Annotated in this window: 9 protein-coding genes; 5 read left to right on the top strand and 4 right to left on the bottom strand. The window is 64.7% G+C overall.

What is annotated here, in order from left to right; genetic code table 11:
• Positions 1-81: 81 nt before the first annotated feature.
• The gene (locus tag RGUI_RS01885; protein ID WP_156882840.1) at positions 82-1,551 is read right to left on the bottom strand and encodes an ABC transporter substrate-binding protein; all 1,470 of its coding nucleotides are present in this window, start codon (positions 1,549-1,551) and stop codon (positions 82-84) included.
• A gap of 153 nt (positions 1,552-1,704) precedes the next feature.
• On the opposite strand from RGUI_RS01885, the gene panB reads away from it, so the two are divergent.
• Entirely contained in the window at positions 1,705-2,535 is an 831-nt protein-coding gene (panB, locus tag RGUI_RS01880) for a 3-methyl-2-oxobutanoate hydroxymethyltransferase (protein WP_081531498.1), read from the top strand.
• Positions 2,532-3,383 carry a pantoate--beta-alanine ligase gene (gene panC, locus RGUI_RS01875; RefSeq protein ID WP_081531497.1) on the top strand — a complete coding sequence of 284 codons (852 nt, stop codon included), beginning with the start codon at positions 2,532-2,534 and terminating at the stop codon, positions 3,381-3,383. The genes panB and panC overlap by 4 nt, the downstream gene beginning before the upstream one ends.
• A gap of 34 nt (positions 3,384-3,417) precedes the next feature.
• Here the strand turns inward: panC and RGUI_RS01870 are convergent, their stop codons facing one another.
• Both RGUI_RS01870 and RGUI_RS01865 read right to left on the bottom strand, forming a co-directional pair.
• The gene (locus RGUI_RS01870) at positions 3,418-5,907 is read right to left on the bottom strand and encodes a bifunctional diguanylate cyclase/phosphodiesterase (RefSeq protein WP_172841058.1); all 2,490 of its coding nucleotides are present in this window, start codon (positions 5,905-5,907) and stop codon (positions 3,418-3,420) included.
• A gap of 236 nt (positions 5,908-6,143) precedes the next feature.
• Positions 6,144-8,045, bottom strand: coding sequence for a methyl-accepting chemotaxis protein (locus RGUI_RS01865; protein ID WP_081531495.1), 1,902 nt, complete (start codon positions 8,043-8,045; stop codon positions 6,144-6,146).
• Between the two features lie 436 nt (positions 8,046-8,481).
• Between RGUI_RS01865 and RGUI_RS01860 the strand changes: the two genes are divergently transcribed.
• Together RGUI_RS01860 and RGUI_RS01855 are read left to right on the top strand one after the other, a co-directional pair.
• Positions 8,482-9,345 carry a phosphate/phosphite/phosphonate ABC transporter substrate-binding protein gene (locus RGUI_RS01860; protein ID WP_081531494.1) on the top strand — a complete coding sequence of 288 codons (864 nt, stop codon included), beginning with the start codon at positions 8,482-8,484 and terminating at the stop codon, positions 9,343-9,345.
• Positions 9,336-11,372, top strand: coding sequence for a bifunctional diguanylate cyclase/phosphodiesterase (locus tag RGUI_RS01855; protein ID WP_081531493.1), 2,037 nt, complete (start codon positions 9,336-9,338; stop codon positions 11,370-11,372). The genes RGUI_RS01860 and RGUI_RS01855 overlap by 10 nt, the downstream gene beginning before the upstream one ends.
• 134 nt (positions 11,373-11,506) lie before the next feature.
• Here the strand turns inward: RGUI_RS01855 and RGUI_RS01850 are convergent, their stop codons facing one another.
• Positions 11,507-12,946 (bottom strand): sodium:alanine symporter family protein, encoded by a 1,440-nt coding sequence (locus RGUI_RS01850; protein WP_081531492.1) that lies wholly within the window; start codon positions 12,944-12,946, stop codon positions 11,507-11,509.
• 234 nt (positions 12,947-13,180) lie between these two features.
• Here RGUI_RS01850 and RGUI_RS01845 point away from each other — a divergent pair, with 234 nt between their 5' ends.
• Positions 13,181-13,672, top strand: coding sequence for an asparaginase domain-containing protein (locus RGUI_RS01845; RefSeq protein ID WP_081531491.1), 492 nt, complete (start codon positions 13,181-13,183; stop codon positions 13,670-13,672).
• Positions 13,673-13,684 lie beyond the last annotated feature (12 nt).

The raw sequence follows: 13,684 nt of genomic DNA, 5'->3' as shown, positions 1-13,684 counted from the left end.
TGGTCCAAATACCCGGCACCGCCCGCCCCGACAGGGGCGGGCACAAAGCCGTGCGCCGCAGGCGCTCAATTGGGGTGCGGGTCAGTCCGTCCAGTGGACCCCGGTCAGGTCATTGGCCTGGGTCGGCGCGTTTTCCCACAGTCCTTTGATCTTCGCATTTGCGACACCTGTCTTGGCCAGCTGGAAGAGATAGGCATTGACGTACTCTTCGGCGATCATGGTCTGCGCCTCTTTCAGGATCGCCGAGCGCGCCGCGGGGTCGGTGGTGCCCGTCAGCCTGTCCATCAGAGCGATGAAGGTGGGCGCGCCATAGCCGAAATAATAGTCTGGCCGTGCATAGATGTTTATGTCCATCGGTTCGGTATGGCTGACGATGGTCAGGTCGAAGTCCTTGCCCCGGAACACCTGTTCCAGCCATTGCGCCCATTCGAGATTGGAAATCTCCGTCTCGATCCCGACGGCGCGCAGCTGCGCGGCCAGGATCTCACCTCCCCGGCGGGCATAGGTGGGGGGCGGCAGGGCGAGGCGCAGTTTCAGGTCTGTCTGGCCGGCCTCGTCCAGCAGGGCCTTCGACCGCTCGGGGTCATGGGCCGACAGATCCGTCAGGTCGACATAATCGGGGTTGTGGGGGGCGAAATGGGTGCCGATGGGGGTGCCATAGCCGAACATCGCCCCGTCGATGATGTCCTGTCGATTGATGGCGTGGGCGATGGCTTCGCGTACCCGCACATCGTCGAGCGGCGCGGACCTGTTGTTCATCGCCAGGATCGTCTCGCCCTCGGTGGAGCCGACGATGACCTTGAACCGCGGGTCGGCCTGAAATTGCGACAGCGTCTCGGGCGCGGGGAAGTTGGGGAAGGCGTCCACATCGCCCGCCATCATCGCGGCAAACGCGGCGTTGGGATCGGAGATGAACTTGAAGGTTGCGCGCGACAGGGCCACGGGCGTGCCCCAGTAATCGGGGTTGCGCGCGATCTCGACCCGGTCGCCCTGAACCCAGCGCTGATAGGTGAAGGGGCCGGTGCCGACCGGGGTGGTCGCGTTCGTTTCCGCGCTTTCGGGGGCGACGATCACCGCGTCGCCCCAGGCCATGTTGAAGGGAAAGTTGCCGTTCGGGGCCGACAGGGTGACGCGGACGGTCAGCGGGTCCACGACCTCCACGCTGTCGATCCCGGCGAAAAGGGCCTTTTGCGCATTCGTGCTGTCCGCGGCCCGCGCGCGGTCGAGGGTGAATTTCACATCCTCGGCGTCCATCACCGTGCCATCGTGGAAGGTCACGCCGTCCTGCAGGTGGAAGGTATAGACGGTGGCGTCGTCGCTCACCTCCCATCTTGCGGCAAGCGCCGGCACGATGGCGCCGTCCGGGGCAAACTGGGTCAGCCCCTCGAAGATATTGGCATAGACGACTTCGTCGATCGCGGCCGCCGCACCCCCGGTGGGGTCGAGATTGGGCGGCTCCAGCACCATGCCGATGGTGAGCGTGTCCTGTGCGGCAAAGGCCGGGAACGGGCCCAGCGCGGCCAGCAGCAGGGCGGTGGGAACAAGACGCATTCTGCGGTCTCCCTTTCGAAATGACACCCCCATCAGAGGCGGGAAACCGGCCCAAGGCAAGGGGCGGACGCATATCGTGACGGGTTGGGCTGGATTCTGCGGCGCAGCACGGTATAAGGCGCGCCACCTTTCGCGTGTGAGTGGAGGAAAAGAATGAGTGCCACCGCCAGACCCCGTCGTCTGACGCCCATGGATGTGCGGGCCCGCAAGGGCGATACGCCTTTGGTCTGCCTGACCGCCTATACCACCCCGGTCGCCCGGCTGGTCGACGGGGACTGCGATGTCGTGCTTGTCGGCGACAGCGTCGGCATGGTGCTGCACGGTCTGCCCTCGACCCTGGGCGTGACGATGGAGATGATGATCCTGCACGGGCAGGCGGTCGACCGGGGCCTGTCCCATGCGCTGATGGTCATCGACATGCCCTTCGGCAGCTACGAGGAAAGCCCCGAGCAGGCGTTCCGCAATGCCGCGCGGCTGATGGCGGAAACCGGGGCCGGGGCGGTCAAGCTGGAAGGCGGGGTCGCGATGGCCGAGACGATCCGGTTCCTGACCGCCCGGTCGATTCCGGTGATGGGGCATGTCGGGCTGACGCCGCAGGCGATCAACGCGCTGGGCGGCTACAAGGTGCAGGGCCGTGGTGCGGATGCCGCGCGCGTTCTGGCCGATGCAAAGGCCGTGGCCGAGGCCGGCGCCTTTTCGGTGGTTCTGGAAAAGGTGCCCGCGGCCCTTGCCGACCGCGTGACCGGGGAGATCGCGATCCCGACGATCGGGATCGGCGCCTCTGCCGGGTGCGACGGGCAGATCCTCGTGGTCGATGACATGCTGGGCCTGTTCACCGATTTCAGGCCCAAATTCGCCAAGGCCTATGCCGAGTTGGGGCAGGCGGCGGGCGCGGCCATCGCCGCCTATGCCGAAGACGTCCGCGCCCGCCGCTTCCCGGCGCCAGAGCATGTCTTTGCCGACAGCCCGGGGGCGTCGTCATGACCGCCCCGATCCTGCGCAAGCTGGCCGATCTGAGGGCTTTGACGCGCGAGTGGCGTGGAAACGGTGACAGGATCGCCGTGGTGCCCACCATGGGCGCGCTGCACGAAGGGCATCTGAGCCTTGTTCAGGCTGCAAAGGCGGCGGCCGACCGGGTCATCGTGACGATCTTCGTGAACCCCCGGCAGTTCAACAACCCCGAGGATCTGGCGAACTATCCCCGGACCGAGGAGAGCGACGCCGCCAAGCTTGCCCCCTTCGCGGTCGATGCGATCTATGTGCCCGATCCCGATCAGGTCTATCCCGAGGGCTTTTCGACGACCGTTTCGGTCGCCGGGGTCAGCGCGGGGCTGTGCGGCGCCCACCGGCCCGGCCATTTCGACGGCGTGGCGACGGTGGTGACGAAGCTGTTCCTGCAAACGCAGGCCGATTGCGCGTTCTTCGGCGAGAAGGACTATCAGCAGCTTCTAGTCGTGAAACGGCTGGTGCGCGATCTGGATATTCCTATCGAGGTCGTTGCCTGCCCCACGGTGCGGGAGGGCGACGGGCTGGCGCTGTCGTCCCGCAACCTGCGCCTGTCGGCGGCGGCGCGGGCAAAGGCCCCGGCGCTATACACCGCGCTGACAAGCGCGGCGGACGCGATTGGGCGGGGCGAAGACGTCGCGGCCACGCTGGAGACGGCTCGGAAGGTCATCCTTGCCGCCGGCTATGCCGAGGTCGAGTACCTGGAGTTGCGCGCGGAAGGATCGCTGGCGCCCGTGGCGTCGCTGTCCGGCCCCGCCCGCCTGCTGGTCGCGGCCAGCCTTGACGATATCCGGCTGATCGACAACGTGCCGGTCCGGGCGGGCTAAGGGCCAGGTTCGGGCCATCGGCGCGGCCGGACGGTCAGGCGGTTTGCCGTTCCCGCCCAAGCGCGAAGGTCAGGAATGCCCGTTCGTCCAGCGGCCGTGCGAACAGGTAGCCCTGAAGCACGCCGCAGCCGATCCCGCGCAGGATCCGGGCCTGGGTCTCGGTCTCCACGCCCTCGGCCACCGTCTGGATGCCAAGCGTTTCGGCGATTTCCACGATGGCGCGAACCAGATTGCGCGCGCGCAGGTCCTCCTCCACCGGCAGGACGATCCGCTTGTCGATCTTCAGGGCCGAGGGGCCGATCTCCATCACCGCGATGATCGAGGCGTGGCCGGAGCCGAAATCGTCGATCTCGATATCGATCCCGGCGGCACGCAGCCGGTCGAGATGAAACTTGAAGGCGTCGCTTTCCTCTTCCACGAGGATCGACTCCAGCAATTCGAAGGTTACCCGCGTGTCCCCGGTGGCCATGTCACTGGCCAGAGCAACCACATCGGGGTCGTGCATGCGGCCCGAGGACACGTTGAAGCTGATCTTGGGTACGACCAGGCCCTCTTTCCGCCAGCGCGCCAGGGCATCGCGGGATTTTTCCATCATCAGGCGGTCGATGTCGGCGACGACGCGCAACTGCTCTGCCACGTCCATGAACGCGTCGGGGGCCAGCAGACCCGCGGTCGGGTGATTCCACCGCAAAAGCGTTTCGACGCCAACCAACCTTCCGTCATCGGCGGCGACCTGTGGCTGGAAGAACGGGACGAACTGGTCGCCGTCCAGCGCTTCGTGGATTTCGACGGCAAGGCGCCGATCATGCAGGATTTCCCGGTGCAGTTCCGGCGTGAAGATCTCCTGCCGATTCCGGCCGCCGTCCTTGGCCCGGTAAAGCGCGGCGTCGGCAAACAGCTGGATGTCCTCGCCCATCGCGGCCAGATCGTTGGTCGAGGCCAACCCGAAGCTCGCCCCAAAACGGCATTGCCGGCCGCCATAGATCAAGGGTTCCGCCAGCTTGTCCTGAATGTCGGCCACCAGCACCCGCGCATCGTCAAGCGCAAGGCCGGGCGCCATCAGGATCGAGAATTCATCCCCGCCGATGCGCGCCATGAAATCGTCTGCCCGCAGGGTCTGGCGCAAGACCTCGGCCACGCGGACCAGAACGGCGTCGCCCGCTTCGTGCCCCAAGGTGTCGTTGACGTTCTTGAAGTGGTCGAGGTCGAGCCGCACAAGGATGCAATCGCGCGCACCGCCTGTGCCAGCCGCGGACAAGCGGTCGGCAAGGACCCGGTCGTAATATCGGCGGTTCGGCAGCCCCGTCAGCCCGTCATGGAGCGCCTGCCGCTCGTTCTCGGCCCGCATCTCCTCGGCCTCTTGATGGGCACGGCGGAGGTCTTCTTCGCGCCGTGCATCGGCCGTGACGTCAAGAAGGTTGCTGTACCAGACGATCGATCCATCCTGTTGCGGGAAGGGCATGGCGTTCACACGCAGCCATCTTTCGCCATCCTTGGGATGGTCGACCCGAAAGCGCGCCATATGAAGCGACAGGGTGTCCCGCGAGACCGCCATCTTTTCGATGATCTCGGCGAGATCCTCGGAATGAATGTGGTCAAGCAATGCCGCCGGATCGGCGTCGATGATTTCAGGCCGCACCCCCATCAAGGTTGGGAACCGTGCGCTGAAATAGGGATAGGTGACATTGCCCTCTGCGTCTTCGCGGTATTCGAACAACGCGCCCGGCGAATTGTCGGCAAGCCGGTTCATCCGCTCATGAGCGGTGTAGAGATCCCGTACCGCCTCTGACAGCCTGCTTTCGGCGGTCATCTGTTCGGTCACGTCGGCGAAATGACCATGCCAGCGGATCGAGCCGTCCGGTTGCACGCTCGGAACCGCGGCGAGGTTGACCCAAAGCAGGCCATTCTCGGGGTGATGTATCCGCAGCGTTGTCTCGATCCGGTAGGGGCGCCTGCGCACGTCGCGGCGCCGGGACCGAAGCTCCGACAGGTCGCCGGGATCGACATTTGCAAACAGGGCATTCCAGCCGTCGACAGGGGCATCTTCGGGAACGCCCAGAAGGTCGAAGATCTTTGCGCTGAGAAAGGTCAGCGTTTCCACGCCCGCGGCGGTTTCGTGGCTTTCGTAGAACGCAACGGGAAGGTCGTGGGTCAGGCGCTGAAGCCTCTTGTCCGCCGCCTGTTGCGCGGTGCCGGCCTCGCGCAGCAGAACCGCGCGCGTCGCAGGGGGCAGCAGGAACGGACTGGCCAAGCAGGACAGCGTCCCCTCCGAACTGGCAGCAGTCGCGATCCTGAGACTGACCGGTACTGGGCGGGACGGATCCCGGGCGACAGCCGCTAGCGTTTCGGCCAGTGACAAAGCGTCTTCTGCGCCGATCAGGTCGCCCAGATTCTTGCCGACGGCTGTCTGCGGGTCGAGACCGATGGCGGCAATGGCATCCGCAGTCGCGCCAAGCACGACACCCTCCCCGGACAGGAGGATGGAGAACTCGCGTCGTTCAGGGTGCGGATCGCTTGGCTGCATCCAACCTTCCTGCATGAAGTGCCCGCCGGGCCGTTAGCGCTTTGCCTTGATCGAACAATCAACCTAAGCCTTGGCTAACAAACCCCTGACTCTGAATAATTCTACGCGTTTCCTGGGTTTATGGTCGACGTCGGAGATGGCGCGTATCGTGGGCCGGCATGCATCTCGTCCGCATGCCCTTGCCGTGCCATGCCGGGCCCGGGCGCGGTGCCCGGGTCCCGTGGATGGCTTGGGGGTCAGAAGTCCTGCCAGTCGCCGCCATTGGCGACCTTGCGTGCGGGCGGGTGGGTTTCGGTCCGCTCCGCGGCGCGCGGCATCGGGGCGGGTGCCGCGCTTTCCCGCGGCATCACGGGCGCAGGGGCAGTCCGCCGACCTTCGCGCCGAAGCTGGAAGCGCTCCACCATGGTGTCCAGCGTCGTGGACTCGCTTTTCAGCGTGGTACTGGCGGCGGTCACTTCCTCGACCATGGCGGCGTTTTGCTGGGTGACCTTGTCGAGTTCGGTGACGCCCACATTGATCTCGCCCAGACCCACCGATTGCTCCTGCGACCCGGTGGCGATTTCCGAGATCAACTCGGCAATCGTGCCGACGCGGCTGACGATATCGGTCAGCGCCTCGCCGGCGCGGTTCACCAGCGACACACCGGAATCCACCTGTTCGGCACTGGCAGCGATAAGCTGCTTGATCTCCTTGGCGGCCTCCGACGAACGTTGGGCAAGGGCCCGGACTTCCGAGGCGACGACGGCAAAGCCACGCCCGGCTTCGCCCGCACGGGCGGCTTCCACCCCTGCGTTCAGCGCCAGCAGGTTGGTCTGGAAAGCGATATCGTCGATCACGCCGATGATCTGGTTGATCTCGTCCGAGGACCGCTTGATCCCCGACATCGCGCCGATGGCGTCCTCGACCACGCGGCCGCTGTTTTCGGCATCTTTCCGCGCGGATTTCACGACATTCTCAACCTCCGATGCGCTTTCAGCGGCGGAGCGGACACTGGAGGTCAGCTCGTCCAGCGCGGCGGCTGTTTCTTCCAGCGTGGCGGCCTGGTTTTCGGTCCGCCGGGAAAGGTCGTCAGAGGCGGAACTGATCTCTTCCGTCTTGCCGCGGATCTCGGATGTGGTTTCGACAATGGCGCCCAAGAGGTCGTTCAGCGTGTCGAGCGTCGCGTTGAAATCCATCCGCAAGGCTTCGTAATTCGGCGGGAAGGGCTGGTCCAGCGACCGGGTCAGATTGCCGGCGGCCAGGCGCTCAAGCCCCTCGCGAAGGGTTTGCACCACTTTCGCTTCCTGCTCTTGCTTGCGGTGCGCTTCCTCATCGCGCTGGCGGGCCTCGACCAGTTTCACGCGGAACGCATCGGCGCGTGTCGCGATTTCACCGATTTCGTTCTTGCGATCCGTGTACGGAACCAGGGTGTCCAGATCGCCCCCAGCCATGCGGTCGAACGCCTTGCCAAGCTTGCCCAGCGGGCGAAGCAGAACATTCAGCATCCAGATCATCAGGCCCAGGGCCGCAAGGATCAGAATGCCCGACACCAGAACGGACAGGAACCGTTGTTGGACGATTGCGGCGTCGATCTGCCCGCGGTCCACACCGACATAGAAGATGCCGATCACCTGACCCGCGGGGGACAGGATGGGCTGATAGATGGTGAGGTATTCCTTGCCGAGGATCAGCGCCTCCCCCCGATAGGTTTCCTTGCGCAGCATCGCGGCGTGGACGGGGTTCTTGCGGCCCAGCATCGTCCCCACGGCGCGCGACCCATCGGGCTTCTTGATGTTCGTCGATACCCGCAGAAAGTCGCCCTGGGCCTCGTCCCACTTGAAAAGCGTGGCGGTTTCGCCCGAAATCGACCCGACATGATCGATGACCGAATGGTCCGCGATCTCGGGCAGGGCATCCCATGTGACGCGTTCGAGATCGCCACCGGCGGCCCCGCGCACCTCGATCCCGCCGAATTCGGAACTGAACTGATCGACCAGCACATGCAGTGAGGTGGTCTGGCGCTGTTGTGCCGCCTTGGTCATCGCATGTTCCGTCTGGTATTCCAGCACCACGACCTGCGTGATCGATAGCGTAAGCATCAACAGGGCGGTCCCCACCGCCAGTGCGACCCGAATCGAGAGTGATTTGAAGATCTTCATTCTTATCCCTTCTCGGGCGCGATCGCCCTGTTCTTGGCAGTTCCCGGATCTGCCTGCGCTTGTCTTTCCCACGGCGATTTTCTTGGTGCCGACCCTTCAACGCCCTGTTTCCGGCCGTGAAAGCCCGTCGCCGCCTGCATTCATTCCCGTGGGCCGCACGACGGAATAACGGCCCCCCTCAACGCGTTTCTCATCGAACGGTAAAAATGCCCTCTATTCGCGTCTTTTTCGGGGCGGTCCCCGGAACTTTTTCGGGCGATTTTTTCGATATTTGAAAGCACCCAGAGATCACCGGAAAACCGTAAAGCCGCTTTGGGAATGCCTGATTTCCATATGAAATTATCGGAAAAATCGAAGCATACAGATGCGCGTTCCTACCGATGAATAAAGGAATCGCTGCGCATCTGTGTCCGAACGCCCGAAAGGAGACCGTGCAATGCGCCCGACCCGTCATTCGATCTGTCTTGCCGCGGCCATAGCGCTGGCCTCCTTCACCGAGGGAAGCGCCGCGGCGGATCAAGAGCCCCTCGTGCTTGGCGTCGTGCCGCAGCAATCGGCCAAGGAAATCCTTGCCCGCTGGGCCCCTCTGGCCACGTTTCTGGAAGAGCGCCTGGGGCAGCCGGTCGCGCTGCAGGTGTCGCCGGACATCCCGTCGTTCGAGGCCTGCGTGGCGGCCGGGGCCTATGACATCGCCTATATGAACCCCTTCCACTATACGACCTATCACGACCTCGTCGGATATGAGGGGATCGCCCATCGCGCCGAAAAGCGTCTGAAGGGAATCATGGTCGTGGCCGCCGACAGCCCGATGCAGGCGCTGTCCGAACTCGATGGCGAAAAGATCGCCTTTCCGAGTCCGGGCGCGTTCGCGGCGAGCGTGGTGCAACGTGCGGAGCTGAACGAACAAGGCATCGGCTATGAGCCGGTTTACGTGCGCAGCCATGTTTCGGTCTACAAGACGGTCGCGCAGGGCATCTTTCCGGCCGGGGGCGGTATCCAGCGCACCCTGAACGCGCTGGAGCCTGATCTGCGGGCGAAGCTGCGCGTCATTCACACCACCACCGGCTATACGCCCCATGCCTTTGCGGTGCATCCCCGGGTGTCGGGCGAGACCTCTGCCGAAATTGCCGGGCTTCTTGCCGGGCTGGCCGCCGAGCAGCCGGATATTGCCGCGGGGCTGGCCATCGGGGCCATCGTCCCGGCCGACGACGCATCATGGGACGACGTGCGGTCGCTTGACATCACGGCCGAACATGCCGGGCTGGCCCTGGACCCTGCGCCGCTGGATAGATGCCGCTGAAGGTCAAGCTCACGCTGGGGGCTGTCGCGCTTGTCGTGGTCAGCCTGATCGGCCTTGTCTCGGGGAACCTGCTGCTTGCGCAGCGTCTGTCCGACCGGCAGGAACGCGCACAGGCAGAGCTTGCCCTCGAACTCGTGTCCGGTGCGCTGGCCGATGCGGTGATCGTCTATGACCTTGCGACCATCGACGATGTTCTGCGGGCTATTGTCGCCGAACCCTCGGTCCGGCTGGCGGCCGTCTGGGCGGCCGATGGCACGTTGCTGAGCCGGCAGGCGGCCGATGCCGGCGCGCCGTCGGAAACCGGAACGGCCCCATCATCCGATGAGGGGCGGCATTTCGTTTCGTCGCGCAACACGCTGCTTGCCGAACAGCCGCTGAACGCTGCCGGGATGAAGATCGGCACGGTTCGGATCGAGATGGACAGGGACTGGATCAGCACCTCGCTGCGAAACAGCCGCATGTTCAACCTGCTGTTTTCGGCCGGGATCGCGACGGTCATGGCGGTTGCCGCCTATATCATGGCCGCACGTCTTGGCCGGCAGGTCGCGTTGCTGCGCGACGGTGCGGCGCGGGTGGCCGCGGGCGACACGGGGTTTCGCATTCCGGCCCGGGGCAATGACGAGATCAGCGAGGCGACACGGTCCTTCAACGCGATGAGTGCCGCGCTTGAGGCAGAGCGCCGCAAGCTGGACGCGCAGTTGCGCAGCGATCACCTGACAGGGGCATCGAACCGTCTGGGCCTGCAGGAATTTCTGCATCGCGAAACCGCGGCCGGGCGCGGCGTGCATCTGCTCCATGTCGATCTGGACCATTTCAAGCAGGTCAACGATGTTCACGGGCATCCCGCGGGCGATGCGATCCTGAAGAATGTCGTCTTTCGCCTTGATGTGCTGGCGATCCCGGTGGGCGGGCTGGTCGCGCGTGCCGGGGGGGACGAATTTGTCCTTGCGCTTCCCGAGTCATCCGACGGGCAGGAACCGTCCAGGATCGCAAGCGACGCGATCCGCGATCTGCGCCGGCCCGTCCCGTGGGAGGGGCGGTCCCTTTTCGTCGGTGCCAGTGTCGGCATGAGCCGCGTGCCCCCTGGCGCCACGGACAAGCAGATCGAAGACGCCATCGTGGCGGCCGATATCGCGCTTTATGCGTCGAAGGCGGGCGGGCGCGGGCGCCTGACGGTGTTCGATTCCACGATGCGGACCCGGGTGACGGACAAGGCCAAGATCGAAGAGGAAATCCGCGAAGGCTTGGCCCGCGGCGAATTCGTACCCTACCTGCAACCGCAGGTCTCCGTGGCGGACCTGGCACCGGTCGGGTTCGAGGTTCTGGTGCGCTGGCAACACCCGCGTCGCGGTTTGCTTTCGCCCGGCGAGTTCATCGACGTGATCGGCGACGGCGATCTTCTGCATGACATCGACTGGACGGTGCGCGCCAACGCGCTCGACTGGCTGGTGCAGGCGCTTGAGACCTGGCCGCAGGCGCGGGGTATCAAACTGGGCCTCAACCTGACCGAACGGCAGTTGCAGACCACGGACACCGCCGACCGGCTGCTTGACCTGATCTGGTGCGGCGGTGTCCCGTTCGAAAACATCGCCATCGAGATCCTGGAAAGCGTGGTTCTAGACGCCGAAATCGGGGCGACGCGCGCCAACCTGATGGCCTTTCACAAGGCCGGCTGCGTTCTGGAACTCGACGACTTCGGCACCGGGAATGCGGCCTTGCGCACGCTCGTGACGGTTCCGGTGGGCAGGATCAAGCTGGACAAGTCACTGGTGCAGGGCATCGCCGCCTCGCCCGAGCAGCGTCATATCCTCAAGGCCCTTACCGGCATGGCCTCGTCGCTGGATGTCGAGACATTGGCAGAAGGGGTCGAGACGGAGGCCGACCTGCGGCAACTGGGTTCTCTCGGGATCGATGCGGTTCAGGGGTTCTTGTGCGGGCAGGCGATGAGCATGGAGGATGCGTCCGTCTGGCTGTCGCAGCGTTTGGGCGACGGATCGCAGCGGCTGGAGGCGCTGCCGGCGGAGTGATCGGCTCAAAAGCTGACCATGGCTAGATCGAGTGGGATCGCTGTTTCACACCCTGTCTCGCCCGAACTTGGGTCGTCTCGACAGATTGGCGCAGGAAGCGGAGCGCGGCGCGAACCGCGCTCCGTAATTTGGTCTCAGGCGCGTGCCACGGGGGCGCCATGGGTCCATGCGGTGCGGTCGATGTCCAGATCCGGGAAATCGTCGGGGTTCAGGACCGGGCGATCGACCCCGGCCGCAAGCTGCGCCTTGAAATCCCGAAGCAACCGCAGGCAGGTCGGCAGCAGCATCATCAGCGCCACCAGGTTGACCACGGCAAGGATGCCCATCATCGGGTCCGAGAAGAAGAAGACCGAGGTCGCAGCGGGCGCCGTCGCCCCAAGGAACACGATCCCGATCACCACCAGCCGCAACCCGATAAGCGCGACGGGCTTTTCGGTGATCACGGTCATGGCGTTTTCCCCAAGGTAGTAGTTGTAGATGATCGAGGAGAACGCGAAGAGCGAGATGATGAAGGTCAGGAAATACTGCGTCCAGCCGCCCAGATGCGAGACGAGCGATTGCTGGGTCAGCACCACCCCATCGACGCCTTCCGCGCCCGGCACATAGACATCCCCCAACAGGATCACCAGGGCCGTGCAGGTGCAGATCATGATGGTGTCGATGAAGACCGACAGCGACTGGGTGATCCCCTGTGCGACCGGGTGACGAACATCGGCCGTGGCCGCCACGTTCGGCGCCGATCCAAGCCCGGCCTCGTTCGAGAAGAGACCCCGGCGCAGGCCTTGGGCGATGGCCGCGCCCATGCCCCCGCCCACGGCCTCTTGAAACCCGAAGGCATTGGTGACGATGTCCCACAGCACCCCGGGCACCGAGAACAGGTTGAGCAGGATGATCACCGCTGCCATGGCCAGATAGGCGACGGCCATGATCGGCACGACGACATCTGCGGCCTTGGCAATCCGGTGGATGCCGCCAAAGACGATGAACCCGGCCACGACGGCAAGAACCCCGCCGGTCCACAGACGCGGCACGCCCAGGCTGTCTTGCGCGGCCCCGGCGACGGTGTTGCCCTGGAACGCGTTGAAGCCGATGGCGAAAGAGGCAATCAGGCAGACGGCATAAAGCACGGCCAGCCAGCGGAAGTCATTCCCCAGGCCGTGGATGATCGCGCGTGCCGGTCCACCCCGGAACATGCCATCGGGTTCGCGCCGCTTGAACAGCTGCGCCAGCGTGCATTCCACAAGGCTGGTTGCCATGCCGACCAGCGCGATGGCCCACATCCAGAAGACCGCACCCGGCCCGCCCAGCGTGATCGCGACCGCCACACCGGCGATATTGCCGCCGCCGACGCGTCCGCCGACCGACAGCAAGAGCGCCTCGCGGCTGGAAATGCCATTGGGGTCATCCGCGGTGTCGGCGCCTGTCAGACTTCGGAACATGCGTATGAAGAACCGAAACTGAACGAAGCCCGTGAGAACGGTGATGAACAGCCCGAAGACGACAAGCAGGGGGATCAACGCCCATCCCCATGTCAGGTCGCCGATCAGCCCGAACAGGCTTTCCAATAGTCCCATATCCCAACTCCCTGTTGTTATTCGGCAGGATGCGCGACCGCACTGCCATGCCCAAGCCTAGGGCGGGGATGCGCGCGGATCCCAATGATTTCTGACCCTTGGGGGAGAGATCCTCTTGTCACGCGGTCGAAATGCCCGTTCTTTGGCGACATGCGCTTGGCCGAAGGCCGGTTTTCCGGCAGGCATGGGCCTGCAAGCCGCGTGAATGCTGGGTATTCGAAAGGACATGCACCGATGAAGGATCTCAGGATCATCGTGACGGGCGGCACCATCGACAAGGTTCACGATACCCGGGTCGAGGGTCTGTCCTTTTCGCCGGACGGGTCCACGCATATTCCGGAGATGTTGCGGATCGGGCGATGCCACTTTCCGGCCATAGAGCTTTTGATGCTGAAGGACAGTCTTCATTTCGATGACGCGGACCGCGATGCGATTGCCGCCGCGGTCACGGCCGCGCCCGAGCCTGCCATCGTCATCACCCACGGCACCGGCACGATGGGAGAGACCGCGCGTTTTCTGGACGGACGCGTCGCGGGCAAGACCGTTGTCCTGACCGGTGCGATGCGGCCCTTTTCGCTCTATGCCTCGGATGGGGAGTTCAATCTGGGCGGCGCCGTGGTGGCGGCACAAGTGCTCTCCCCGGGCGTTTGGGGCGTGATGAACGGCCGGGTCTTCCCCGCCGAACGCCTGAACAAGAATGTGGAGCAGGGCAGGTTTGACGCCTAGCGCGCTGTTGAA

It is taken from the genome of Rhodovulum sp. P5 (assembly GCF_002079305.1).
Classification (GTDB): Bacteria; Pseudomonadota; Alphaproteobacteria; order Rhodobacterales; family Rhodobacteraceae; genus Rhodovulum.
Note: the sequence above shows the minus strand (reverse complement) of the source record. Positions and strands in the feature narration are given on the sequence as shown.